This window comes from Bacillus cereus group sp. BfR-BA-01492, assembly GCF_022662815.1.
GTDB lineage: Bacteria > Bacillota > Bacilli > Bacillales > Bacillaceae_G > Bacillus_A > Bacillus_A cereus_BD.
The window spans coordinates 172,456-198,916 of the sequence record NZ_JAKUEH010000007.1 but is presented as its reverse complement, the minus strand read 5'-3'; the positions used below and the strand labels follow the sequence as shown (position 1 = coordinate 198,916).

Sequence of the window (26,461 nt, the reverse complement as noted above, 5' to 3'; positions counted from 1 at the left end):
TAGATAGGTTCATTATGGTATCCTAATAGTTTAGTGAAGGAAAAAATTATGTTGAAATAGAGAGAAATAAGCAAGTGAGGTGAAAGGACATGGAATTTGATACAATTGCTGCGATTTCCACGGCACTTGGGGAGGGCGCGATTGCCATTGTTCGAGTAAGTGGAGAGGATGCGATTGAGAAGGTCAATCGCATTTTTAAAGGAAAAGATTTAACAGCAGTATCTTCCCATACAATTCATTATGGTCACATTGTGGATTTAGATACAAATCAAGTTATTGAAGAAGTTATGGTATCTATTATGCGTGCTCCTAAGACATTTACACGTGAAGATATAGTAGAAGTGAACTGCCATGGTGGTCTTGTTTCTGTAAATAAAGTATTGCAACTGATTTTAGCACAAGGAGTACGTTTAGCTGAGCCTGGTGAGTTTACGAAGCGTGCTTTTTTAAATGGTCGTATTGATTTGTCTCAAGCTGAGGCAGTAATGGATTTAATCCGCGCAAAAACAGATCGTGCAATGAATGTAGCGATTAATCAAATGGAAGGACGCTTATCCAAATTGATTGGTCGCCTTCGTCAAGAAATTTTAGAAACGTTAGCTCATGTTGAGGTAAATATAGATTACCCAGAATATGATGACGTGGAGGAAATGACACATCGTATTTTAATTGAAAAGGCAACTCATGTTCAAACTGAGATTGAAAAGATTTTAGAAACATCAAAGCAAGGGAAAATTTTGCGAGAAGGAATTGCGACAGCAATTATTGGAAGACCGAATGTTGGAAAGTCTTCATTATTAAATAGTCTTGTTCAGGAGAAAAAGGCTATTGTAACAGATATAGCAGGAACAACTCGTGATGTTATTGAAGAATATGTCAACGTACGTGGTGTACCACTTCGACTTATTGATACAGCTGGAATTCGCGAAACAGAGGATATCGTCGAACAAATTGGTGTTGAGCGATCAAAAGAGATGATGAGCCAAGCTGATTTAGTATTAGTAGTAGTAAATTATAGTGAACCATTAACGAATGAAGATGAAGAGCTATTCCGTGCTGTACAAGGAAAAGATTTCATTGTCATTGTAAATAAAACAGATTTACCACAAGGGATTGAGATGGAACGCGTAACGGAGCTAGCAGGTGAGAAACGTGTTATCACAACATCCTTAATTGAAGAAAAAGGCGTAGATGAATTAGAGAAAGCAATTGCTGATCTGTTCTTTGAAGGAACAATTGAATCAGCTGATATGACGTATGTTTCTAATGCAAGACATATCGGTTTACTAACACAAGCAAGAAAAACGATTGAAGATGCAATTGGTGCAATTGAGAACGGTGTTCCAATTGATATGGTTCAAATTGATTTAACAAGAACATGGGAAATACTTGGTGAAATTACGGGTGATACCGTTCACGAAAGTTTAATTGACCAACTGTTCTCCCAATTTTGTTTAGGAAAATAATAAAGATCTTTCAAGATGATAGACGATAGTAGGAGGAATAAATAATGGGATACAATGCCGGTTCTTACGATGTCATAGTAATCGGTGCAGGCCATGCAGGATGTGAAGCGGGTCTTGCAGCAGCACGAATGGGATCAAAAACATTAATGTTAACAATTAACTTAGATATGGTTGCGTTCATGCCATGTAACCCTTCTGTTGGTGGGCCCGCAAAAGGGATTGTTGTTCGTGAAATCGATGCATTAGGCGGCGAAATGGGACGAAATATTGATAAAACGCATATTCAAATGCGTATGTTGAATACAGGGAAAGGACCTGCTGTACGCGCCCTTCGTGCACAAGCGGATAAATTTTCATATCAACATGAATTAAAGAAAACAATTGAAGAAACGTCAAACTTAACATTACGTCAAGGAATGGTTGAACGTTTAATCGTTGAAGATGATGTGTGTAAAGGAGTAATTACGCAATCAGGTGCGGAATATACAGCGAAAACAGTTGTTATTACAACTGGAACGTTTTTACGTGGTGAAATTATTATGGGAGACTTGAAATATTCAAGTGGTCCAAATAACCAACAGCCATCTATTACATTGTCAGAGCACTTAGAAGAGCTTGGATTTGAACTTGTTAGATTTAAAACAGGTACACCTCCTCGTGTAAATAGTAATACAATTGATTACAGTAAAACAGAAATCCAGCCAGGAGATGATAAACCGCGTGCGTTCTCATTTGAAACGACAAAGTTTATTTTGGATCAAATTCCGTGCTGGTTAACATATACAAGTGAAGAAACTCATCGTTTAATTGACAAAAACTTACATCGTTCTGCTATGTATTCTGGTATGATTAAGGGAACAGGTCCTCGTTATTGTCCATCAATCGAGGATAAAGTAGTACGATTTAATGATAAGCCACGTCATCAAATTTTCTTAGAGCCAGAAGGACGCAATACGCAAGAAGTCTACGTTCAAGGATTATCAACGAGCTTACCAGAAGATGTACAGCGTGAAATGTTGAAAACAATTCCTGGTTTAGAGAATGTTGAAATGATGCGCACAGGTTATGCGATCGAATATGATGCAATTGTACCAACACAACTTTGGCCAACTCTTGAAACGAAAAAGATTAAAAACTTATATACGGCGGGACAAATTAATGGTACGTCTGGTTATGAAGAGGCGGCAGGACAAGGTATTATGGCTGGAATTAACGCTGCATGTCGCTCTTTAGGCAAGAAAGAAGTCATTTTAGGTCGTTCAGATGCTTATATTGGTGTTTTAATTGATGACCTTGTGACAAAAGGGACAAATGAACCATATCGTCTGTTAACTTCTCGTGCAGAATATCGTTTATTATTACGTCATGATAATGCGGATCTTCGTTTAACAGAAATTGGTCATGAAATTGGATTAATCCCAGAAGAGCGTTATGAGCGTTATTCTCAAAAGAAAGAACAAATTGAACAAGAAAAGGCTCGTTTAGAGGGAATTATTATTAAACCACGCCCTGAAGTACAAGAATTAATTCGTAGTGTTGGTGGAAGTGAACTAAAAGATGGTATACGTGCTAGCGATTTACTACGACGTCCAGAAATGACGTATGAACATATTCGCTTACTTGCACCAAGTGAATTAGAAATCAATGATGAGATTGCAGAGCAAGTTGAAATCCAAATTAAATATGAAGGATATATCGAAAAGTCTTTACAACAAGTAGAACGTATGAAGAAAATGGAAAGCAAAAAAATTCCTGTTGATATAGATTATGATGCTATTTCTGGTATTGCGTCAGAAGCAAGACAAAAATTAAAAGAGGTTCGTCCACTTTCTGTAGGGCAAGCATCTCGTATCTCAGGTGTAAATCCAGCTGATATTTCCATTTTACTTGTATACATTGAACAAGGGAAAATTGCGCGAGTATCGAACCAATAAATAGTAAGGAGATATTGCGAGATGAACATAGAACAATTTCAGTCTATGCTAGGAGAAAGAGGAATTTCCCTTTCTCCTAGACAATTAGAGCAATTTGAAATGTATTTTGAAACATTAGTAGAGTGGAACGAAAAAATGAATTTAACAGCGATTACGGAGAAAGAAGAAGTGTACTTAAAACATTTTTTTGACTCTATTACTGCTGCTTTTTACTACGATTTTTCAAATCCACTATCTATTTGTGATGTTGGTGCAGGTGCAGGCTTTCCGAGTATACCGTTAAAAATTTGTTTCCCGCACTTAAAAGTAACAATTGTTGATTCACTGCAAAAGCGGATTAACTTTTTGAATCACTTAGCACAAAAACTGGAACTCAGTGACGTTGCTTTTTGTCATGATCGTGCTGAAACATTCGGTAAAAAAGAACATGTACGTGAATCATACGATATTGTAATGGCGCGTGCAGTAGCTCGCCTTTCTGTATTAAGTGAATTATGTTTACCGCTTGTAAAGGTTGGGGGAACATTTATTGCCATGAAAGGTGCAGCAGCTAATGAAGAAATTGAAAATGGTAAATATGCTGTAGAGGTGCTTGGCGGACAATTAAAAGGGGTATCTACGTTCCAATTGCCATTTGAAGAAAGTGAACGGAACATTTTATTAATCGAGAAAAAACGCAAAACACCGAAAAAATATCCACGTAAGCCAGGTACACCCAATAAATTACCTATTGAAAAATAAATCTTATTAGACGTAAGATTAAATTATATAAATGGAACCGTAAATGTTTGATAAGGAATATGTTTATGTAGAATATTCAATAGGCCCAAAGGTGGTGGAATATGTATGAAAAATACGTTTTCTCGTTTATTTGGCTTTGGAGATAAAATGAGCGAACTCGAAATACAAAATGAAAGCCATGAAGATATAAATAAAAAGATACATGAAGAAATACATGAAATTCCGATAGCAAATATCATTCCAAACCGTTATCAACCACGGACGGTGTTTGATGATGCACGCATCGATGAACTAGCATTAACAATCCGTACGCATGGGCTTATTCAACCAATTGTTGTAAGGCGGTATGAAGAAGATTGTTATGAAATTATTGCCGGGGAAAGGCGTTTTCGTGCTGCAACGAAATTAGGATGGGAAAAGGTTCCTGCAATTATAAAAAATTTAAATGATACGGAAACAGCTTCAGTTGCTTTAATTGAAAACTTGCAACGCGAAGAGTTAACAGCAATTGAAGAAGCTGTTGCATATCAAAAGCTAATTGAGTTACATAATTTAACGCAAGAGGCACTAGCACAAAGACTTGGCAAAGGGCAATCAACCATCGCAAATAAGTTACGGTTATTAAAGTTACCTGAAGATATTAAAAGGTCATTATTAGAAAAGAGTATTACAGAGCGGCATGCTCGTGCACTTATTCCTTTGAAAAATGAAGAGTTACAGTTAAAAGTTTTACAAGAAATTGTGGAAAAACAATTAAATGTAAAACAGACAGAAGAGCGAATCGCAAAGTTACTTGAGGAAGTAAAACCGAAGCGTAAAGCAAAGAAAAAAGCTGTAAGTCGCGATATGAGGATTGCGATGAACACGATTAGACAATCTTTGCAAATGGTTGCAAAAAGTGGTTTGAATGTGAACTCTGAAGAAGAAGAATTCGATGAATATTATCAAATCACAATTAAAATTCCTAAGAAAAAATAATAAAGTGAAACTTTAATCGGTGGGGCTGCATCCCCTGCTGATTCGTAGTCTTCACGAACTAGGCTACCCGAAAATAGCGGGTTCAATATATGATAGAGGTCTCATCTTTTTGATGAGGCTTTTTTTACTATATCGATACAAAAGAAAAAACAACTTTTTAGGTAAAAGAGAATCATGTATAGAAACAATTCATTTGATTTTTGCCTCATACATGACGGAAAAATAACGATATATCTTTTTTCTTATTGGAATGAAGAAGGAGTTTAAAAATAAATTTTGAAGTTTAATAGAGGACATAAAAGAAAATATTTGATTTCATGGTACAATAAATATAACTATTTTTAGAATAAGATAGAAAGGTTGAAAGTAGGTGACATCATGGGGAAAATCATTGCTATTGCTAACCAAAAAGGCGGTGTTGGAAAAACAACAACATCCGTTAATTTAGGAGCCGGATTGGCACAAATGGGCAAGAAAGTTCTTCTTGTCGATATTGATGCTCAAGGGAATGCAACAACTGGTGTCGGAATTGAAAAGTCCGAATTAGATCAATGTATTTATAATGTTCTTGTAGAAGACACAGCTGTTCAAGAGGTTATAAAGAAGACCGCAACTGAAAACTTAGATGTTCTACCCGCTACCATTCAATTAGCAGGAGCTGAGATTGAATTGGTGCCAACCATTTCCCGGGAAGTACGTTTACAGAGGGCATTGCAACCAGTTCGTACTGAATATGATTACGTTATTATTGATTGTCCTCCTTCTTTAGGCTTGTTAACAATTAATGCGTTAACAGCAGCTGATTCTGTCATTATCCCTGTTCAATGTGAATATTACGCATTAGAAGGATTGAGCCAACTATTAAATACAGTTCGTCTTGTACAAAAGCATTTAAATAAAAATTTAGCAATTCAAGGCGTATTATTAACGATGTTAGATGCGCGCACAAATCTAGGAATTCAAGTTATAGATGAAGTGAAAAAATACTTCAGAGATAAAGTATATCGTTCTATTATTCCACGTAATGTTCGTTTGAGTGAGGCGCCGAGTCATGGCAAACCGATTATGCAGTATGATGCTAAATCAAGAGGGGCTGAAGTATATATAGATTTAGCAGAGGAAGTGATTGCAGGTGGCTAAAGGGCTGGGAAGAGGAATAAATGCATTTTTCCCTGATTTAGATGTGAAAGAGGAAGAAACGATTCAAGAGATTGCAGTAACTGAACTAAGACCTAATCCTTACCAACCTAGAAAAAGCTTTCATAAAGAAGCGATTCAAGAATTAGCAATCTCTATTAAAGAACATGGCATTTTACAACCTTTAATTGCGCGAAAGAGTATTAAAGGGTATGAAATTGTAGCTGGCGAAAGAAGATATAGGGCTGCAAAGGAAGCAAATCTTGAAAAGGTACCAGTTGTTGTACGTAAATTGAGTGAGCAGCAAATGATGGAATTTGCGCTTCTTGAAAATTTACAGCGTGAAGATTTAAATCCAATGGAAGAGGCTATGGCGTATCAAATGTTAATAAATGAGCTAAATGTAACACAAGAACAATTAGCGAAGCGCCTTGGAAAAAGTAGACCGTATATCGCAAATTACACAAGGCTACTGACTCTCCCTTCATTTGTGCAAGATATGATTGCAAGTGGGAAGTTATCAATGGCGCATGGACGCACCTTACTTACCATTAAGGATGAAGAACAATTAAAATCTTTATTAAAGCGCATTGAAAAAGAAGGCTTGAATGTTCGACAATTAGAAAAAATTGTTCAAGAGATCAATCAACAAGTTTCACGTGAAACAAAGAAGAAGAAAAAAGAAAGAAATGTCTTTTTCATAGAACGTGAAACGGTATTAAGAGAAAAATTTGGTACAGAGGTAAGAATTAAAGAAACAAAAAAAGAAAAAGGGAAAATCGAAATCGAATTTTTTAATAAAGAAGATTTGAATCGAATTTTAGAACTACTTTCAGGGGGAAATTAAAAAGCAAACCATCTTATTATTTATAGATGGTTTGCCTTTTTTAATACAGATAACTTTTGATCTGTTTCTTTTATGCTTTGGGCGATTACATCGGCCATTTTCATCACTAAGCTTAATCTTGTATTTTGAAGCACAAAAAATTCCATAAAACCATTTAAATTTACAATGCCATGTATATGTAATTCTCCCACTGCTGGAAGTTTTTTGTTCATTGCAGCGCCTGGTTTGCTAGGTCCTTTTCCTACCGTTATGGAACCGATATTTTGTGACTTGCCAAGACATGCGTCAACTGCAATAATAAAAGAGTTCGGATTTAAAGATTGTATATTCTGAATATTTTCCTCGAGATTTAGAGCGTGTACAGGTTCATCAAGTGTGCCGAATACTTGGAAGTTTTGAATATTTATTTGTTCTAATTTTGTACCAACTAGTGGCCCAAGTGCATCACCAGTTGAGCGATCTGTTCCTATACAAACTAGTATAAGTGGTGATTCGGTCGGTATGTGCGATAGTAAGAAATTGCTTAACATTTCTGAGGCTTCTACATCATGATGCATAACATTTTGTGATTCTTTTTCAAAAAAAGGTAAGCGAAAACTCCCAATATTCATGAAGCACCCATCCTTTTATTCATTTTTCTAATATGTTACACATTCTTTTTTCTATTAAGAATATTACATTAAGCTAAGATGTGGGAAAGTATAAGTGTATATGTTGTAAATTGTTTATAAGAGAGGAAAGAATAGTACTAGTATATATTTTTTTGTGCCATTTTATACCTTAATCAAAAGATAAAAATGTAAATAAGATAGTAAAGTTTTTAAAGAAATAAGAGAAACTTCTGATACAATAAAGGATGAATAAAAAGATTATCATTGGAGAGGTAAAACAGATGGATTTATTAACTAAATGGTTTGACTCTATTGATTGGTCCAATATTGGAATGGGAGCAATCAAAATATTAGTTATTTTAGTGCTTGGTGCAATTGTAGTTAGAATTGCTAGGGCAATTGTCAGAAATGCATTTCGAATGGGTAGCCGTTCACCGATTCAAATTTCAGAGCGCCGTACAATGACGGTAGCAAAGCTGCTTGAAAATATTGTAGCATACGTTGTTATATTTATTATGCTAATTGCTATTTTAGGGATATTTGGCATTAATGCATCAGGTTTATTAGCAGGGGCAGGGGTAATCGGTTTAGCGGTCGGTTTTGGTGCTCAAAGTTTAGTAAAAGACGTTATTACAGGATTGTTCATTTTATTAGAAGATCAATTTTCAGTTGGTGATTATGTTCGCATTGGTCAGTTTGAAGGTGTTGTTTTAGAAATTGGACTACGTACAACGAAAATAAAAAGTTGGACAGGTGAAATTCATATTTTACCTAACGGAGGAATTATGCAAGTAACAAACTTCTCTGTTAGCAACAGTGTCGCATTTGTGGATGTTTCTATTTCTTATGAGAGTGATATTGACCAAGCAGAACGAGTAATTGAAGAATTATTAGAAGAATTGCCTGCAAAATATGAAGATATGGTAACAACACCACAACTATTAGGTGTTCAAACACTTGCTGCATCTGAAGTTGTACTGCGTGTAATTGCTGAAGTAGAACCAATGAAACATGCAATTATTGCAAGAGCTCTTCGAAAAGAGATTAAAAATCGTCTTGATTTACACGGTATTGAAATTCCATATCCACGTATGGTTTTATATAATCGTGAAGAAATGGTTAATGGAGCAGCAAATTAATGGGAAGAGGGGTTTAGAGAATGGAGCAGAAGCAATATAACTTGTACGATATTGTGGAAATGAAGAAAGCCCATCCTTGTGGTGAAAATCGTTGGAAGATTATTCGTATGGGAATGGACATCCGCATTAAGTGCGAGGGATGTGACCATTCCGTAATGATTCCTCGAAGAGAATTTAATCGTAAGGTGAAAAAAGTACTTGTGAAACATGAAGAATAGATGTGAGGTAACAGCTACATAAGGTAGCTGTTACTTTTTTGAACTTTTAGGTAACTTGTCATTTTATTCGTTACTATCTATAATGATGGAAGATTGAGACATAGGAGTGAAAAATATGGGATTAACGGCTGGAATCGTTGGCTTACCTAACGTAGGGAAATCAACATTATTTAACGCAATTACACAAGCAGGGGCAGAATCTGCAAACTACCCATTCTGTACAATTGATCCAAATGTAGGGATTGTAGAGGTGCCAGATGATCGTTTAAATAAACTAACGGAACTAGTTGAGCCGAAGAAAACTGTTCCAACTGTATTTGAATTTACTGATATTGCTGGTATTGTAAAAGGTGCAAGTAAAGGTGAAGGATTAGGAAACAAGTTCTTATCTCATATTCGCCAAGTAGATGCAATTTGCCAAGTGGTACGTTGTTTTGAAGATGAAAATATTACACACGTTTCAGGAAAAGTTGATCCAATTGATGATATTGAAACGATTAACTTAGAATTAATTTTAGCGGATTTAGAATCTGTTGATAAACGTATTGAACGTGTTGCTAAATTAGCAAGACAAAAAGATAAAGAAGCAGTATTTGAGCATGAAATTTTAGTTCGTTTAAAAGAAGCGTTTGAAGCAGGAAAACCAGCTCGTACGGTCGAGTTTACAGAAGAACAAATGAAGGTTGTTAAAGGGCTTCATTTACTTACAACGAAAGAAATGCTATACGTAGCAAACGTAAGTGAAGATGATATTATGGATCCTTCTGAGAACCAGTATGTACAGATGGTAAAAGAATTTGCAGCAAAAGAAAATTCACAAGTAATTGTTGTTTGTGCAAAAATTGAATCAGAAATTGCTGAATTAGATGAAGAAGAGAAAAAGGTATTCCTTGAAGAATTAGGCATTGAAGAGTCTGGTTTAGATCAATTAATTCGTGCTGCGTATGATTTGTTAGGACTAGCAACTTACTTTACAGCTGGTGTACAAGAAGTTCGCGCATGGACATTTAAAAAAGGTATGAAAGCACCGCAATGTGCAGGAGTGATTCATACAGATTTCGAACGTGGATTTATTCGCGCTGAAACAGTTTCATATGCTGATTTAATGGAACATGGTTCGATGACAGCGGCGAAAGAAGCAGGAAAAGTACGTTTAGAAGGTAAAGAGTATATTGTAAAAGACGGAGACATTATGCACTTCCGCTTTAATGTATAATTTTATATTTCCTAGGAAAATAGTGAAAAAAGCTTGGTGAATATATCATATGTTTACCAAGTTTTTTATTTATTGGTTAGTTGATTCATCTAACTTACTATGATATAATCTAAACTCGTGAGTAATTACTATTATAATAATTAATTGCTCCTTGCCCATTATGGGCCGTTTAGACCAAAAGGAGGTGAAAGTGTAATGAAAAAGTACGAAATCATGTACATCATTCGTCCAAACATGGAGGAAGAAGCTCAAAAAGCTTTAGTTGAGCGCTTCGCAAGCGTTTTAACTAACAATGGTGCAGAAATCATTAACACGAAAGAGTGGGGTAAGCGTCGTTTAGCTTACGAAATCAACGACTTACGTGACGGTTTCTACATGATCTTAAACGTAAATTCTAACCCAGAAGCTGTGAAAGAATTCGATCGTTTAGCTAAGATCAACGAAGATATCATTCGTCACATCGTTGTTAAAGAAGAAGAAAAATAATTAAGATATATAGGGAGAGTGGTTCGATTGATGAATCGTGTTATCCTCGTTGGTCGTCTAACTAAGGACCCTGACTTACGTTACACGCCCAATGGTGTTGCAGTAGCTACTTTCACGTTAGCGGTGAATCGTGCTTTTACAAATCAGCAAGGTGAGCGTGAAGCTGACTTTATTAACTGTGTAATATGGCGTAAACAAGCAGAAAACGTGGCAAATTATTTGAAAAAGGGTAGCTTAGCAGGCGTTGATGGTCGTCTTCAAACTCGTAATTATGAGGGACAAGATGGCAGACGTGTATATGTAACAGAAGTTCTAGCAGAGAGCGTACAATTTTTAGAGCCGCGTAATAGCGGTGGGGAGCAACGCGGTTCTTTCAATCAGCAACCATCAGGAGCTGGTTTCGGAAATCAAGGCTCTAACCCATTTGGTCAATCTGGTCAATCTGGTAATTCTGGATTTACGAAGAATGACGATCCATTTTCAAATGTAGGTCAACCGATCGATATTTCGGACGACGATTTACCATTCTAATGGTATAGATCGGTTATTTTTAACAAAGAATGGAGGGAAATAGACATGGCAGGACGCAAAGGTGGACGTGCGAAACGTCGTAAAGTGTGTTTCTTCACAGCTAACGGCATTACGCACATCGATTATAAAGACGTTGATTTATTAAAACGTTTCGTTTCTGAGCGTGGTAAAATTTTACCTCGTCGTGTAACAGGAACAAGCGCAAAATACCAACGCAAACTTACAGTTGCAATTAAACGTGCTCGTCAAATGGCACTTTTACCATATGTTGGTGAATAATAAAGTATGAAATGCACAGTAGAGTCTAACTTTACTGTGCATTTTGCTATGCTTTTCTTTTTAGAAGGAGAGGTTTATAGATGAAAGGTACAAGGATTATTACAGAGGGAGCAGCATTATTAGCGATATATGCAGTGTTACTTCTTATATCGCTATACGTTCCTATCTTAAGTCTCGTTGCAACATTTGCATTGCCGTTGCCTTTTATATTATTTATCATTCGATATTCGCTTCCGAGCGCATGCATGTTATTTGTTGTTTCTCTTTTGGTTACGCTTGTTGTTAGTTCGCCAATTAGCCTAGTAAAAACGGTTATGTGTGGCATAGTAGGGTTTACTTTAGGTTATATGTATAAAAAGAAAAGACAACCTGTAGAAATATTAATGGTCGGTACCCTTTCCTATTTAGTCTGTTTTTTATTCATTTATATTGGAAGTATCAAATTTTTACAATTAGATTTGATGAAACAAATACAAGATATGTTTACAGAAGGAATCGAGCAAAGTGAAAAAATAATCAAGGCTGCTGGCGTACCGGTTTCCCAAGAGCAAAAAGCTGAATTAGAACAACTTATGGAATTATTGAGAAACTTATTACCAAGCTTACTTGTTATGATGGCATTGATTTATTCGTGGCTAACAGTTTTGATAGCTGGAAATGTTTTAAGAAAGTTACGGTATCCAATTGTTAAATGGCCTGAATTTCGAAATATGCAATTACCAAAAAGTATTGTTTGGTATTATGTTTTGTTTATTGTGTGTTCTACTTTTATCAAGGTAGATGCGAATTCGTATTTTAATATTGCATTTTCTAACTTATATTTTATTTTTTCAACATTGCTTTTGTTTCAAGGGTTCGGGTTTATAGCTTTTTTAGCGCATATGAAAGGCTATTCAAAAGCAAGCCCAATTATTGGATTTGTCGTCTGTCTGTTTGTCCCTCTATTGTTTCCTCTTGTAACAATCTTAGGTATAATTGATTTAGGTTTTCCATTCCGTTCTAGAATGAAGTCAAAATAAATGGTAGCGAAAGAACGTTGTAGTATTTGTGGTATACTATGGGAATCTGTAATGGACGTTGCTTAGGCTGACGTTTAATTTGTTCAACTAACGTGTGATGATAATCTATGTTAGTTTTACTTTATAGGAGTTGGATTCATGCCTGAATTTTATAAAAGACAGCGGTTTTTATATCCTGTTTATGTGTTGGCTTTTTTTATGTTTGTACTTATAGCCATTCTTAGTTTCTTTCATTGGTTAATGGGAATGGTGGCTTTTTTTATTTTTTGTATTGTGCTCTTTTTTGTCATACGTTTTGAGTTAACTTTTCAAAAAAAACTTGAAAAGTATACAACTGATATGATTACGAGAGTAAAGAAAGTAAGTAATGAAGCCTTTAATCAAATGCCGATCGGTATCTTACTATACAATAAGGAGTATGGAATTGATTGGGCAAATCCTTATTTATCTTCCTGCATGGGGCAACATTCTTTGGCGGGTTGGCATCTATATGATGTATCAGAGACATTACTTCTTTTTATAAAAGGGGAAAGTTCTGATGATATTGTATCTTTAAATAATCGTAAGTTCCGTGTGTTCGTTAGAAAAGAAGAGAAATTAATTTATTTCTTTGATGTAACGGAGCAAACAGAGATTGAAAAAATGTATGAGGATCAGCGTACAGTTTTAGCGATTATTTACTTGGATAACTACGATGAAGTTACTCAAGGATTAGATGATCAATTGCGCACGAATATAACAAGCCTTGTAACATCGCGCTTAAATGAATGGGCACTTAAATATGGAGCGTATTTAAAACGAGCTTCTTCAGAGCGGTTCTTCGTTGTATTAAATGAAAGTATTTTAATGCAAATGGAGAAAGGGAAATTTGATATTTTAGATCAAGTGCGTGAAGAAACATCGAAAAGGAATATTCCGCTTACATTAAGTATTGGTGTCGGATCAGGTGACTTGTCTTTATCTGAGCTTGGAGCAATGGCACAATCTGGTTTAGACCTTGCATTGGGACGAGGAGGAGATCAAGTAGCGATTAAGCAAGCGACAGGTAAGGTGAAGTTTTACGGAGGTAAGACAAATCCTGTTGAAAAGCGGACACGTGTAAGAGCAAGAGTTATTTCTCATGCGTTAAAAGATTTGGTAATAGAAAGTAGCAACGTGATTATAATGGGGCATAGGGCACCGGATATGGATGCAATTGGTGCCGCTATTGGTATTTTGAAAGTAGCCCAATTAAACGAGCGTGAAGGGTATATCGTGTTAGATGAGAATGACTCGGATAAAGGGATAAAACGTTTAATGGATAAAGTAAAGCAAAATAAGGACCTATGGTCTCGTTTTATTACGCCTCAGCAAGCTATGGAATTTGCGACAGATGATTCATTACTCGTTGTTGTGGATACGCATAAACCTTCCATGGTGATGGAGGAAAAGCTACTATACAAAATTGAAAATGTAGTTGTAATCGACCATCATCGACGTGGTGAGGAATTTATTGAAGATCCGTTACTTGTCTATATGGAACCATATGCTTCGTCTACAGCTGAGCTCGTAACGGAATTACTTGAATACCAGCCGAAACGTTTAAAAATGACGATGCTAGAAGCGACGGCATTACTTGCGGGGATTATTGTAGATACGAAAAGTTTTACATTCCGTACAGGTGCTCGTACGTTTGATGCCGCCTCTTATTTACGGTCACATGGAGCAGATACAGTTCTTGTACAAGAATTGTTAAAAGAAGATATGCAGCAGTATTTACGAGTTGCAAAAACAATCCAAAATGCGTACATTTATAAAAATGGAATCGCGATTGCCAAGGTAGATGGTGATGAATATTGTGACCAAGTATTGATTGCGCAATCTGCTGATACATTACTTACAATGACGGGGATCATTGCATCTTTTGTTATTGCAAAACGCGGGGAAAACTTCATCGGAATTAGTGGACGTTCTTTAGGTGAAGTGAATGTCCAACTCATTATGGAAAACCTAGGTGGCGGTGGCCATTTAACAAATGCTGCTACACAGATAAAAAATACAACAATCGATGAAGCAGAAGAGAAACTTCAATTGGTTATTGAGGACTATTTAAAGGGAGGCACACAATCATGAAGGTAATTTTTCTAAAAGATGTAAAAGGTAAAGGAAAAAAAGGGGAAATCAAAAATGTACCAGATGGTTACGCGAATAACTTTTTATTAAAACAAGGATTAGCTGCTGAAGCAAACAACAGTAACATGAAAACTTTGGAAGCCCAAAAGCGTAAAGAAGAAAAAGATGCAGCAGCTGAGCTTGAGAATGCTAAAAAATTAAAAGAAACACTAGAAACATTAACTGTAGAGTTAAAGGCGAAATCTGGTGAGGGCGGTCGTTTATTCGGTTCCATCACAAGTAAACAAATTGTGGACGAACTGCAAAAAACACACAAAATTAAGCTTGATAAGCGCAAATTTGAAATGGAAGATGCAATTCGTGCATTAGGTTATACAAATGTAACTGTGAAATTGCATCCACAAGTAACAGCTACAGTAAAAGTTCATGTTAGCGAACAATAAAAATAAGTTAGGCAAGGAGGATTGCGTATGAGTGACGTACTTGCTGATCGTACCCCTCCGCATAATATAGAGGCTGAGCAGGCGGTTTTGGGGGCTATTCTTCTTGAACAAGATGCGTTAACAACAGCTTCGGAACTGCTTCTACCTGAGTCTTTTTATCGAACTGCACATCAAAAGGTTTTTGAAATTATGCTTGGGCTCTCTGATAAAGGAGAACCGGTTGATTTAGTTACTGTAACAGCTGTGCTTTCAGATCGAGGTTTATTAGAGGAAGTTGGCGGCGTTTCTTATTTAGCGGAATTAGCTGAGGCTGTTCCGACAGCAGCCAATGTGGAATATTATGCTCGTATTATTGCTGAAAAAGCACTTTTACGTCGCTTAATTCGAACTGCAACTCATATTGTATCAGATGGATATGAAAGAGAAGATGATGTAGAAGGGCTTTTAAATGAAGCTGAGAAAAAGATACTAGAGGTATCGCATCAAACAAATGCAAAAGCATTTCAAAATATTAAAGACGTTCTTGTAGAAGCTTACGATAAAATCGAACTTTTGCATAATCAAAAAGGTGAAATCACAGGTATACCAACGGGATTTACTGAATTAGATAGAATGACAGCTGGGTTTCAGCGCAACGATTTAATCATTGTAGCAGCCCGACCTTCAGTAGGGAAAACCGCTTTTTCATTAAATATTGCTCAAAACGTGGCGACAAAAACAGATGAAAATGTGGCGATTTTTAGTTTGGAGATGGGGGCCGATCAGCTCGTTATGCGTATGCTTTGTGCAGAAGGGAATATTGATGCGCAAAGACTTCGTACCGGTTCATTAACTTCAGATGATTGGGCGAAATTGACCATGGCAATGGGAAGTCTTTCTAATGCAGGGATATATATTGATGATACACCAGGGATTCGAGTCAGTGAAATTCGAGCAAAATGTCGCAGATTGAAACAAGAACAAGGCCTTGGCATGATCTTAATTGACTACTTACAGCTCATTCAAGGAAGTGGAAAACCTGGCGAGAACCGACAACAGGAGGTATCTGAGATTTCTCGTACATTAAAAGGAATTGCACGTGAACTACAAGTTCCTGTAATTGCCTTATCTCAGTTATCCCGTGGGGTTGAATCTCGTCAAGACAAACGTCCAATGATGTCTGATATTCGTGAATCAGGAAGTATTGAACAAGATGCCGATATTGTGGCCTTTTTATATCGTGATGATTACTACGATCGTGAAACCGAAAATAAAAATACAATTGAAATTATTATTGCGAAGCAACGTAACGGTCCAGTAGGTACTGTGGAGCTTGCATTCGTAAAAGAATTTAATAAATTCGTAAACTTAGAGCGTCGGTTCGATGATGGACATGCACCACCAGCTTAAGGAAAGTATAAAAAAGAAACACATTTCTTATAATAAGATGTGTTTCTTTTTTTACATAGAAAAGATAGGGCTTTCATTTTTAAAAAAACAAGTTCTTACGAACGAATATGATGAAACTTAAAAAAATGTTCGTTTTTTAATTGACTTCTCTTTTCATTTTGGTACAATTATATTGTTTGAAAAGTTCGTTTGAAAATCGCGGAGGTGCTTGAATAATGTCTTCAGTAGTAGTTGTAGGAACACAATGGGGCGATGAAGGAAAAGGTAAAATTACTGACTTTCTTTCTGAACATGCGGAAGTAGTTGCAAGATATCAAGGTGGAAATAACGCAGGACATACAATCGTTTTTAATGGTGTGAAATATAAATTACACTTAATTCCATCTGGTATTTTTTATAAAGAGAAGATTTGTGTAATTGGTAACGGTATGGTAGTAGATCCAAAAGCATTACTTGTAGAATTAAAATACTTACACGATCGCGGTGTAAGTACTGATAATTTACGCATCAGTAATCGTGCGCACGTTATCTTACCATATCATTTAAAACAAGATGAATTAGAAGAAGAGCGTAAAGGCGATAATAAAATTGGTACAACGAAAAAAGGTATCGGTCCAGCATATATGGATAAAGCAGCTCGCATAGGTATCCGTATGGCAGATCTTTTAGATCGTGAAGCTTTTAAAGAAAAACTTGAACGCAATTTAGCAGAAAAAAATCGTCTATTTGAAAAAATGTATGATGCAGAAGGCTTTAGTGTGGATGAAATCTTTGAAGAGTACTATGAGTATGGTCAACAAATTGCACAATATGTATGCGATACATCTGTTGTACTAAATGATGCGTTAGATGAAGGCCGTCGTGTGTTATTCGAAGGTGCACAAGGCGTTATGCTTGATATTGACCAAGGTACGTACCCATTCGTTACATCTTCTAACCCAGTTGCTGGTGGTGTAACAATTGGTTCTGGTGTGGGTCCTTCTAAAATTAAACGCGTTGTAGGTGTATGTAAAGCATATACAAGCCGTGTTGGTGATGGTCCATTCCCTACTGAACTTCATGACGAAATTGGTCATCAAATTCGCGAAGTTGGTCGTGAATATGGTACAACAACAGGCCGCCCACGCCGCGTCGGTTGGTTTGATAGTGTTGTTGTAAGACATGCACGCCGCGTTAGTGGTTTAACAGATCTTTCTTTAAACTCTATCGATGTATTAACAGGTATTCCAACTGTGAAAATCTGTGTTGCGTATAAATATAATGGAGAAATTCTGGATGAAGTTCCAGCTAACTTAAACATTTTAGCGAAATGTGAACCTGTATACGAAGAACTTCCAGGTTGGACAGAAGATATTACAGGGATGAAGTCATTAGAAGAACTTCCTGAAAATGCAAGACATTATGTAGAACGTGTATCTCAACTAACAGGTATTCCATTAGCTATGTTCTCTGTTGGTCCAGACCGTAGCCAAACAAATATTGTTCGTAATGTATATGGCATTTAATTATTGATTTTCCTATAAAGTTACATTATATTAGTAAAGAATCCGTGTTTACGCGGATTCTTTTAAATTTTTATAAAAAAATTTAAAAAAGTATTGTACAAATAAAAATTATTATGCTATGATAAATCTTGTCGTCACGAAAATATGACGTTGGTGAGTATGAGCCATTAGCTCAGTTGGTAGAGCATCTGACTTTTAATCAGAGGGTCGAAGGTTCGAGTCCTTCATGGCTCACCATTTTCATTTTCGTGGCCCGTTGGTCAAGTGGTTAAGACACCGCCCTTTCACGGCGGTAACACGGGTTCGAATCCCGTACGGGTCATGTTTATATTTTGGTCCCGTGGTGTAGTGGTTAACATGCCTGCCTGTCACGCAGGAGATCGCCGGTTCGACCCCGGTCGGGACCGCCACTTTTGTTTATACCACCATTAGTGGTTTTATATATATGTTTTGGCTCGGTAGCTCAGTCGGTAGAGCAGAGGACTGAAAATCCTCGTGTCGGCGGTTCGATTCCGTCCCGAGCCACTCTCAGGATATTAGGTGGGCCCACTTAATATCCTTTTTATTTTGTGCAATTTTACAAATGAGGGTAGTTATTTTAAAATAGAGTAAGGAGCCTCTAGCAGTTGAAGCTAGGGGTTTTTCTATAGATCGTATAGGATTCCGTGTAAAAGTGGATCATACATGATTCTATGAGAATAGAGGAGAAAATACTTAAATGAAGGGTGAACTTTAAATAGGAAATACCTATCTGTTTAAGGATTATTGACCATATTTTTATGAGGAGGAAATACACGATGATGGGAAAAAAAATCTTAGTAGTTGATGATGAAAAGCCAATCGCAGATATTTTGAAGTTTAATCTAGAAAAAGAGGGCTTTGAAATTGTAATGGCCCATGATGGGGATGAAGCAATCGAAAAGGCTAATGAAGAACAACCAGATATGGTTTTATTAGATATTATGTTACCAGGAAAAGATGGACTAGAGGTTTGTCGTGAAATCCGTAAAAGTTCTGAAATGCCAATTATTATGTTGACAGCAAAGGACTCTGAAATCGATAAAGTGTTAGGACTAGAACTTGGAGCAGATGATTATGTTACAAAACCATTTAGTACGAGAGAACTGCTAGCTCGTGTAAAAGCTAACTTACGCCGTCACCAACAAGGCGGGGCAGCAGAGAAAGAGGAAAATACAGAAATGGTCATTGGACCAATTGTTATTAATCCAAATGCGTATAGTGTAACGAAGCGAGAAGAGAGTATTGAACTTACGCATCGTGAATTTGAGTTACTACATTATTTAGCGAAGCATTTAGGACAAGTTATGACACGTGAGCATCTATTACAAACTGTATGGGGTTATGATTATTTTGGGGATGTACGTACAGTAGACGTAACAGTACGTCGTTTACGTGAAAAAATTGAAGATAATCCAAGTCATCCAACTCTAATTGTTACAAGACGCGGAGTAGGATATTACTTGCGTGACCCAGAGCAGGAATAAAATATGAAGAAAGTTGGTTTTTTTCAATCTATTCATTTAAAGTTTGTGCTCATCTATATGCTATTAATATTAATAGCAATGCAGGTTATTGGTCTATATTTTGTGCGTGAGCTAGAAAAGAGTCTCGTGCAAAGTTTTAAAGATTCATTAACACAACAAACGAATTTGTTGTCTTATAACTTAAAGCAAGAGTTTAATAAAGAATTTAATAAAGAACGTGATAAAAATGAAATATCTTTCCAACAAGCCGTTAATAACTCGATTGAGAAGTTTGCGAATGACCGAAAGCGTGATATTCAGGAAGTAAGTGTTTTTGATCGGAATAGGAAACTATTGGCGACTTCTGATAATTCGCCAGCTAAGAAAAGTCAGGTGAACCGAGCGTCTACAGATATAACTGTTCAACGAGTCATTGTACAAAATAAGATGGAATCAAAGATTGAGAAAGATGGAAGTACGGGACATCGTGTTCAAGTTATGGTTACCCCAATTGAAAGAAATCAAGGGGAAGGTGAAGTAGCTGGTGTTATAAAAATTGTTGCTTCTATGGAAGATGTATATAAGCAAATGAAAGACATTAACCAAATCTTTGCAACAGGGACAGTCATCGCATTATTAGTGACTGCCGCCTTAGGTATTTTATTAGCTCAAACAATCACCAGACCGATTTCAGATATGAGAAGACAGGTAATTGAAATGGCAAAAGGAAATTACTCACGCAAAGTAAAAGTTCATAGCCATGATGAAATTGGACAATTAGCATTATCTTTCAATAATCTATCGAAAAAATTACAACAAGCCCGTTCTTCAACAGAAAGCGAAAGACGCAAGCTATCATCGGTTTTATCACATATGACTGATGGTGTAATCGCTACGGATCGAAAAGGGGATATTATTTTATTAAATGACCCTGCTGAAAAAATGCTAAATGTTTCGCGTGAAACAGCATTGGATCAATCGATTTTAGAGATATTAGGGATTCGAGACGAATTTACATTAGATCATTTATATGAAGAACCGGATTCGGTTTTATTAGATTTTAGTACACGTAATGAACCGTACATTTTACGAGCTAGTTTTTCTGTTATTCAAAAAGACACTGGTAAAGCAAATGGTTTAATTGCAGTATTGTATGATGTAACGGAACAAGAGCGAATTGATCGTGAACGTCGTGAGTTTGTAGCGAATGTATCACATGAGTTGCGAACACCACTTACAACGATGCGTAGCTATCTTGAGGCACTGGGTGATGGAGCATGGAAAGATCCAAATATTGCACCGCAATTTTTAACGGTCACACAAGAAGAGACTGAAAGAATGATTCGACTTGTAACCGCATTGTTACAACTATCTAAAATGGATAGTACAGAATATCGTTTAATGAAAGAATGGGTAGATTTTACGGAGTTCTTTAATAACGTCATTGATCGATTTGAAATGTCTAAGGAGCAAAATGTAATCTTCAATCGTTCTTTTTCGAAAAAAGCAAGATTTGTTGATATGGATACAGATAAAATTACCCAAGTTTTATACAATATTATTTCAAATGCCCTAAAATATTCACCTGAAGGCGGAACGATAACATATCGTTTACGCGATCGTGGAGATATGTTAGAAATTAGCGTTAGCGACCAAGGTATGGGAATCCCGAAAGAAAATGTCGATAAAATTTTCGAACGATTTTATCGCGTAGATAAAGCGCGTTCAAGACAAATGGGCGGAACTGGTCTAGGTTTAGCAATTGCTAAAGAAATGATTATTGCACATGGTGGATCTATTTGGGCAAAAAGTGAAGAAGGAAAAGGAACGACAATTTACTTTACCCTTCCGTTGGCGAAAGAAGAAGAGGACGATTGGTAATGAATATGGAAAATTTTAAAACCATTGTGCTAATTAATTTAGTAGTTATTAGTTTGTTTCTTACTTTTAATCTATGGACATATGTACCTGATTCTCATTCAATGCAGAATACTAAGTTTGTTGAGGGTACTACAGTGCCGGAAAGTGTGGATGTTTCGCACGTCATTCTTCCCTCTTCTGTAATCGTTCATAAGGATAATAAACATCATTTTGTAAGTAAAAAACAAGAAAATATAAATATAATATATAACATCCTGAAGAATGGTGAATTACAAGATTGGGCAAATATCACAAGTACAATTCCTAAGAGTGAGTTTTTATCGTATGTACATGGGGAAGGAAAAATTGAAATTGTCTTCCCTACCACTATTCCATTTGGAGCAATAAGAAGCGTGCTGCCAATTAAAGATAAAAAGTTAGAAAAGCAAAGTTTTGATCGAATTATTATTGATCCTTCCAGAAGCCGAGATCAAAGTATTGATATAAATTTTGTTGCGTATAATAGTCGTCAAATTTACAGAATGACATTAAGAGATGTAAATGTACGAGATATTGTAAATGCAGAAAATAAATTTGTCGTATTAGCAAGACCGTATTTTGAGTATCGAATCAATGATACAAAAAGCATATTCTTACCAGATGGAGTGACAGAAAAAAGAAATTGGATGTACATTACGAGCAATATGGAAATAGAGTCGTTTAAAAATGCGCTGTTTAGTGATCCACGTTATGCAACGCTAATTTCGAATAATAATACAGATGAAACATATACGGATGGAATTCGTTCCATGCAGATTAAACAGAATGGTATTAAGCTTGAATATACAAATTCATCCGTAACTCGTGATAATAATGTAGATGATAATATTCTTGTCCAAAAAAGCTTTGAATTTTTGAGCGGGCATAATGGTATAACAGATAACTATCGTTTTGTATATGTGGACCCTAAGGGGGAAACAAAGTTCCGCTTATATGAGGAAGATTTACCTGTATTTAATGAATATGGATTAACGACATTAAAACAAATCTGGGGATCTGAGGAACTGATTAGTTATCAAAGACCGTTATTTAAATTTGCAGGAAGTAGTCAAGAAGATAAAGTTATACTTCCACCTGGTCATACCGTCATTCAGTCATTAGCCAATAATCCAGATATCGATAAGAATTTGATTCAAAATATCGGGATTGGTTATAAGTTTGTGCTAGAAAATCATCCGAATGGACCGATGAGTACTAAAACAATAACTGGTATGTTAAAACCAATTTGGTACGTGGAGTATGGGGAAGACCATATGATGTATGAGTGGAGTGAAGAGAAAGGGGGAAGTCTGATTGGACTGGAATAGGATTAAAACAATTTTTATTGTTACCTTTTTTGTTTTAGACCTCTTTCTCGTGTTTCAATTCATTCAAAAGCAAAATAATAATGAATTAGAACTTATGACGGAAACAAAAATAGATCAGCAACTAAAAGCTGATCATATTACGGTTGATGATTTACCAAACGAACCAAAGAAAGATTCATTTATTATCGCGAAAAATAAAGTTTTTAAGGAAGAAGATATTCATTCCTTAAAAAATCAAACACCTAGATTACAAGAGGATGCTAAAAAAATTGAAAGTGATCTAAAGGAGCCAATCCAAAATTCAAAAACACTTGCTAAAGATAAATATAGTGATTTTTTAAAGAATTATGTAGTAGATGGTCAAAAATATGAATTTGCAAAATCAGAGGCTTCAAAAATTTATTTCTTTCAAAAATATAAAGACAAACCTATTTTTTACAATGATCATGCGATGATTGTCGTTACTTTAAATGAAAAGGATGAAATCGTTTCATATACGCAAACCATGTTAACGGATTTGAAAGAAATGGGTGAGAATGATAAAGCGAAAGAGCAAGAGATTATTCCGGCTCAGAAAGCTTTAGAAAATTTATTTGTGAAGCAGGAATTAACTCCAAATACGCATATTAAAGAAGCGCAAATTGGTTATGCAACACTCGTTTCTTTAGCTGAATCGAATAAACAAGTATTGACTCCAACGTGGAATTTAAAGGAAAAAGGAAAAAAAGATCACTTTGTAAATGCCATTGAGGGACAAGTTATTAAGCTAGGTGAGGAAAAAGAAAAATACAATGGAGTGAATGGGAATGAGTCTGCATTTTAGTGTACTTGCGAGTGGCAGTACAGGAAATGCGCTGTATGTCGGAACTGACAAGCAAAAATTGCTTGTTGATGCAGGCTTGAGTGGTAAAGCAACAGAGGCTTTATTTAAGCAAGCTGAATTAAATATTCAAGATATATCAGGTATTCTTGTAACACATGAGCATAGTGATCATATTAAAGGACTTGGAGTGTTAGCACGCAAGTATAATTTACCCGTTTATGCAAATGAAAAGACGTGGAACGCTATGGAGCATTTAATTGGAAATATTGCAACGGATCAGAAGTTCGTTTTTTCAATTGGTGATGTAAAAACATTCGGAGATATTGAAGTTGAATCGTTTGGGGTCTCCCATGATGCGGCAGAACCGATGTTTTATGTTTTTCATCATGGTGGTAGAAAACTAGCACTTATCACAGATACAGGTTATGTAAGCGATCGTATGAAGGGTGTCATTAAAGGTGCGAATGCTTTTGTATTCGAAAGTAATCATGATGTTGAAATGCTTCGTATGGGCCGTTATCCATGGAGTATTAAAAGACGTATTTTAAGTGATGTAGGCCACGTTTCGAATGAAGATGCTGCACTTGCAATGACCGATGTTATTACAGATGAAACAAAGCATATTTATTTAGCGCATTTAAGCTTAGATAATAATATGAAAGAACTAGCGCGTATGGCTGTTTCGCAAGTACTAGAAGAAAAAGGATTTGGAGTTGGAGAAGCGTTTGAAATACATGACACAGATCCAAAGAATCCAACAAAAATTCAATACGTATAATTCTTCATTTTAGTAAACAATAAAGGTGAATATAGCTGTTTACAGGAAGATAGGTGAACAAATATGTCCTTTATTGATGAAGAAAACCGTATGAAACGTACAAGGAAAAAGAAGCACAAAGGTCTTGTTATTTCTAGCATAGCGGGGACTGTTGTAGGAGCTTCATTGTTTGCATTTGGAGCTCCTTTGTTTTCAAAGTCCGAGACTAAAACTATACAGCAAGCAGAAGCAAGTGAAGGAAACATAGTGAGTGAACCGTCACAAACGGTGCAACATTCCAGTTTTGTAGATGCTGTTGATCGCGCTTCAGAAGCGGTCGTCGGTGTAATCAATATTCAGCGTGATCATTTTTCTGAAGTAGATGCAGAAGCTGGCACAGGATCAGGTGTTATTTATAAAAAAACAAATGGTCATGCCTATATTGTCACCAATCACCATGTCATTTCTGGTGCGAATCGAATTGAAATTAGCTTAAGTGATGGAACAAAAGTTCCTGGAAAAATATTAGGAAGCGATATTGTGACAGATTTAGCTGTTATAGAAATAAATGCGAAGCCTGTCAAAAAGGTAATTGAAATTGGTGATTCGAATACAGTACGTCGCGGGGAAGCAGTTATTGCGATCGGAAACCCACTTGGATTACAGTTTTCAGGAACAGTAACACAAGGAATTATATCTGCAAACGAACGAATTGTCCCTGTAGATCTAGATCAAGATGGACATTATGACTGGCAAGTGGAAGTGTTACAGACCGATGCGGCTATTAATCCTGGAAATAGTGGCGGGGCGCTTATAAATGCAGCGGGGAAACTGATTGGAATTAACTCCATGAAAATCGCTGCAAAAGAAGTAGAAGGAATTGGTTTAGCGATTCCTGTGACAAGGGCTGTTCCTATTATGAATGAGCTTGAAAAGTATGGCACTGTAAGAAGGCCATATATAGGAATTGAACTTCGATCATTAAATGAAATTCCAAACTACTACTGGGAAGAAACATTACACTTGCCGGGTGGCGTTACAAATGGTGTGTGTATTTTAGACGTGAAAAGTCCATCACCAGGTACTGACGCAGGTCTTAGAGAGCATGACGTGATTGTCGCGGTAGATGGAAAACCAATACAAGATATCATTGCTTTTCGTACAGCTTTATATAATAAGAAAATCAATGATAAAATGACTCTTACTTTTTATCGTGGTACAAAGCGCTCCACAACAACAGTGAAATTGGCTAGTCAAAAATATTAAAAACAGGAGGACTGCCTCCTGTTTTCTATTGTAGAAAAGTGAGGTGAGAAATATGAATTTACCTTGTTGTTTAGAACATGTGGAGTTAGCATTGGATATCATTGTGGATGAATGCGAAGTCGCACCTGTTATCAACAGTGTGGATAACTCCGAAAAAGAAGAAAAAACATGTGAATTTTGTCAAAATAAGGCGACATATGTTGTATCGAACACAGATTCTCACACAATATGTGGGTAATGATTGTGGATATGTGGATAAGTTTTGTGGATAACGTGTTTGTAAGGTGGGGAATACATGTGAATATCTCAATTATTTCAATCGGGAAATTAAAAGAAAAATATTTAAAACAAGGTATTGCAGAATACTTAAAACGATTATCATCTTATGCAAAAGTGGAAGTAATTGAATTGCCAGATGAAAAAGCACCAGAAAACTTAAGCGAAGCAGAGATGTTAATTGTAAAAGAAAAAGAAGGCGCGCGTATACTAGACAAAATTTCAGATGATACGCATGTCATTGCACTAGCAATTGAAGGAAAGCAAAAATCATCAGAACAATTTGCAGAGAACTTAGACCGCCTCGCTACATATGGAAAAAGCAAAATCGCCTTTGTAATCGGTGGATCCCTTGGCTTAAGTACAGAAGTAATGAAACGCTCAAATGAATCTCTATCATTTTCTAAAATGACATTGCCGCATCAATTAATGAGACTTGTCCTTTTAGAACAAATCTATCGTGCATTTCGGATTAATCGTGGGGAACCGTATCATAAATAAATCCTTACTATCATTTTCCCTTATGAAATATAATTTCATAATTTACACTTGCCTTAAAATATAAAAGCAAAAATGT

General features: G+C 36.1%; 26 protein-coding genes and 4 tRNA genes. 29 read left to right on the top strand and 1 reads right to left on the bottom strand.

Going from position 1 to position 26,461, the window contains the following annotated elements; all coding sequences use genetic code 11:
• Nucleotides 1-89: 89 nt before the first annotated feature.
• The 6 genes from mnmE to MR063_RS11485 all read left to right on the top strand — a co-directional run bounded on the left by mnmE (nt 90) and on the right by MR063_RS11485 (nt 7,103).
• Nucleotides 90-1,466 (top strand): tRNA uridine-5-carboxymethylaminomethyl(34) synthesis GTPase MnmE, encoded by a 1,377-nt coding sequence (mnmE, locus tag MR063_RS11510; RefSeq protein ID WP_242197816.1) that lies wholly within the window; start codon nt 90-92, stop codon nt 1,464-1,466.
• Nucleotides 1,467-1,510: 44 nt separating this feature from the next.
• Nucleotides 1,511-3,400 (top strand): tRNA uridine-5-carboxymethylaminomethyl(34) synthesis enzyme MnmG, encoded by a 1,890-nt coding sequence (gene mnmG / locus MR063_RS11505; protein ID WP_242197812.1) that lies wholly within the window; start codon nt 1,511-1,513, stop codon nt 3,398-3,400.
• Nucleotides 3,401-3,421: 21 nt separating this feature from the next.
• On the top strand, nt 3,422-4,141 hold the full coding sequence (gene rsmG / locus MR063_RS11500) for a 16S rRNA (guanine(527)-N(7))-methyltransferase RsmG (RefSeq protein WP_242197809.1): 720 nt from the start codon (nt 3,422-3,424) through the stop codon (nt 4,139-4,141).
• 105 nt (nt 4,142-4,246) lie between these two features.
• Nucleotides 4,247-5,119, top strand: a complete 873-nt coding sequence (gene noc, locus MR063_RS11495; protein ID WP_242197805.1) for a nucleoid occlusion protein — start codon at nt 4,247-4,249, stop codon at nt 5,117-5,119.
• A gap of 378 nt (nt 5,120-5,497) precedes the next feature.
• Nucleotides 5,498-6,259: a sporulation initiation inhibitor protein Soj gene (soj, locus tag MR063_RS11490; protein WP_012096464.1), complete on the top strand. Its 762-nt coding sequence runs from the start codon at nt 5,498-5,500 to the stop codon at nt 6,257-6,259.
• On the top strand, nt 6,252-7,103 hold the full coding sequence (locus MR063_RS11485; RefSeq protein ID WP_242197802.1) for a ParB/RepB/Spo0J family partition protein: 852 nt from the start codon (nt 6,252-6,254) through the stop codon (nt 7,101-7,103). Before soj ends, MR063_RS11485 begins: the two co-directional genes overlap by 8 nt.
• A gap of 20 nt (nt 7,104-7,123) precedes the next feature.
• On the opposite strand, the gene yyaC is transcribed toward MR063_RS11485, so the two are convergent.
• Nucleotides 7,124-7,714: a spore protease YyaC gene (gene yyaC / locus MR063_RS11480; protein ID WP_242197799.1), complete on the bottom strand. Its 591-nt coding sequence runs from the start codon at nt 7,712-7,714 to the stop codon at nt 7,124-7,126.
• Nucleotides 7,715-7,995: 281 nt separating this feature from the next.
• On the opposite strand from yyaC, the gene MR063_RS11475 reads away from it, so the two are divergent.
• The 23 genes from MR063_RS11475 (at nt 7,996) to rlmH (ending at nt 26,385) form a co-directional block, all read left to right on the top strand.
• Nucleotides 7,996-8,853, top strand: coding sequence for a mechanosensitive ion channel family protein (locus tag MR063_RS11475; protein ID WP_242145066.1), 858 nt, complete (start codon nt 7,996-7,998; stop codon nt 8,851-8,853).
• A 20-nt stretch (nt 8,854-8,873) separates the two neighbouring features.
• The gene (locus tag MR063_RS11470) at nt 8,874-9,071 is read left to right on the top strand and encodes a DUF951 domain-containing protein (RefSeq protein ID WP_242145067.1); all 198 of its coding nucleotides are present in this window, start codon (nt 8,874-8,876) and stop codon (nt 9,069-9,071) included.
• A 115-nt stretch (nt 9,072-9,186) separates the two neighbouring features.
• Entirely contained in the window at nt 9,187-10,287 is a 1,101-nt protein-coding gene (gene ychF, locus MR063_RS11465; RefSeq protein ID WP_242145068.1) for a redox-regulated ATPase YchF, read from the top strand.
• 195 nt (nt 10,288-10,482) lie between these two features.
• The gene (gene rpsF, locus MR063_RS11460; RefSeq protein WP_242145069.1) at nt 10,483-10,773 is read left to right on the top strand and encodes a 30S ribosomal protein S6; all 291 of its coding nucleotides are present in this window, start codon (nt 10,483-10,485) and stop codon (nt 10,771-10,773) included.
• A 27-nt stretch (nt 10,774-10,800) separates the two neighbouring features.
• Nucleotides 10,801-11,304 carry a single-stranded DNA-binding protein gene (gene ssb / locus MR063_RS11455; RefSeq protein ID WP_242145070.1) on the top strand — a complete coding sequence of 168 codons (504 nt, stop codon included), beginning with the start codon at nt 10,801-10,803 and terminating at the stop codon, nt 11,302-11,304.
• Between the two features lie 45 nt (nt 11,305-11,349).
• The gene (gene rpsR, locus MR063_RS11450; RefSeq protein WP_012096455.1) at nt 11,350-11,583 is read left to right on the top strand and encodes a 30S ribosomal protein S18; all 234 of its coding nucleotides are present in this window, start codon (nt 11,350-11,352) and stop codon (nt 11,581-11,583) included.
• A gap of 80 nt (nt 11,584-11,663) precedes the next feature.
• Nucleotides 11,664-12,602: a YybS family protein gene (locus tag MR063_RS11445; RefSeq protein ID WP_242197796.1), complete on the top strand. Its 939-nt coding sequence runs from the start codon at nt 11,664-11,666 to the stop codon at nt 12,600-12,602.
• 138 nt (nt 12,603-12,740) lie between these two features.
• Nucleotides 12,741-14,714, top strand: a complete 1,974-nt coding sequence (locus MR063_RS11440) for a DHH family phosphoesterase (RefSeq protein ID WP_242197793.1) — start codon at nt 12,741-12,743, stop codon at nt 14,712-14,714.
• The gene (gene rplI / locus MR063_RS11435) at nt 14,711-15,157 is read left to right on the top strand and encodes a 50S ribosomal protein L9 (RefSeq protein WP_242197790.1); all 447 of its coding nucleotides are present in this window, start codon (nt 14,711-14,713) and stop codon (nt 15,155-15,157) included. The genes MR063_RS11440 and rplI overlap by 4 nt, the downstream gene beginning before the upstream one ends.
• 27 nt (nt 15,158-15,184) lie before the next feature.
• Nucleotides 15,185-16,546, top strand: a complete 1,362-nt coding sequence (gene dnaB, locus MR063_RS11430) for a replicative DNA helicase (protein ID WP_242197787.1) — start codon at nt 15,185-15,187, stop codon at nt 16,544-16,546.
• 215 nt (nt 16,547-16,761) lie between these two features.
• Nucleotides 16,762-18,051: an adenylosuccinate synthase gene (locus MR063_RS11425; protein WP_242145076.1), complete on the top strand. Its 1,290-nt coding sequence runs from the start codon at nt 16,762-16,764 to the stop codon at nt 18,049-18,051.
• 161 nt (nt 18,052-18,212) lie between these two features.
• Nucleotides 18,213-18,288, top strand: a tRNA-Lys gene (locus tag MR063_RS11420).
• Nucleotides 18,289-18,301: 13 nt separating this feature from the next.
• Nucleotides 18,302-18,373 (top strand) — tRNA-Glu (locus MR063_RS11415).
• Nucleotides 18,374-18,385: 12 nt separating this feature from the next.
• Nucleotides 18,386-18,461: transfer RNA gene (locus MR063_RS11410), tRNA-Asp, on the top strand.
• 42 nt (nt 18,462-18,503) lie between these two features.
• A tRNA-Phe gene (locus MR063_RS11405) sits at nt 18,504-18,576 on the top strand.
• Between the two features lie 272 nt (nt 18,577-18,848).
• Nucleotides 18,849-19,556, top strand: a complete 708-nt coding sequence (gene walR / locus MR063_RS11400; protein ID WP_002174499.1) for a cell wall metabolism DNA-binding response regulator WalR — start codon at nt 18,849-18,851, stop codon at nt 19,554-19,556.
• 3 nt (nt 19,557-19,559) lie between these two features.
• Nucleotides 19,560-21,416 (top strand): cell wall metabolism sensor histidine kinase WalK, encoded by a 1,857-nt coding sequence (walK, locus tag MR063_RS11395; protein ID WP_242197784.1) that lies wholly within the window; start codon nt 19,560-19,562, stop codon nt 21,414-21,416.
• A complete protein-coding gene (locus MR063_RS11390; protein ID WP_242197781.1) occupies nt 21,416-22,762 on the top strand; it encodes a YycH family regulatory protein in 1,347 nt (448 codons plus the stop codon). The genes walK and MR063_RS11390 overlap by 1 nt, the downstream gene beginning before the upstream one ends.
• Nucleotides 22,749-23,585, top strand: a complete 837-nt coding sequence (locus tag MR063_RS11385; RefSeq protein WP_242197778.1) for a two-component system regulatory protein YycI — start codon at nt 22,749-22,751, stop codon at nt 23,583-23,585. The genes MR063_RS11390 and MR063_RS11385 overlap by 14 nt, the downstream gene beginning before the upstream one ends.
• Nucleotides 23,569-24,363, top strand: a complete 795-nt coding sequence (locus MR063_RS11380) for an MBL fold metallo-hydrolase (RefSeq protein WP_242197775.1) — start codon at nt 23,569-23,571, stop codon at nt 24,361-24,363. The genes MR063_RS11385 and MR063_RS11380 overlap by 17 nt, the downstream gene beginning before the upstream one ends.
• A gap of 63 nt (nt 24,364-24,426) precedes the next feature.
• Complete coding sequence (locus MR063_RS11375; protein WP_242197772.1) at nt 24,427-25,608, top strand: S1C family serine protease; 1,182 nt, start codon at nt 24,427-24,429, stop codon at nt 25,606-25,608.
• A 52-nt stretch (nt 25,609-25,660) separates the two neighbouring features.
• Nucleotides 25,661-25,846 (top strand): CxxH/CxxC protein, encoded by a 186-nt coding sequence (locus MR063_RS11370; RefSeq protein ID WP_242197769.1) that lies wholly within the window; start codon nt 25,661-25,663, stop codon nt 25,844-25,846.
• Between the two features lie 59 nt (nt 25,847-25,905).
• Nucleotides 25,906-26,385, top strand: coding sequence for a 23S rRNA (pseudouridine(1915)-N(3))-methyltransferase RlmH (gene rlmH / locus MR063_RS11365; protein ID WP_242145084.1), 480 nt, complete (start codon nt 25,906-25,908; stop codon nt 26,383-26,385).
• Nucleotides 26,386-26,461: the final 76 nt, after the last annotated feature.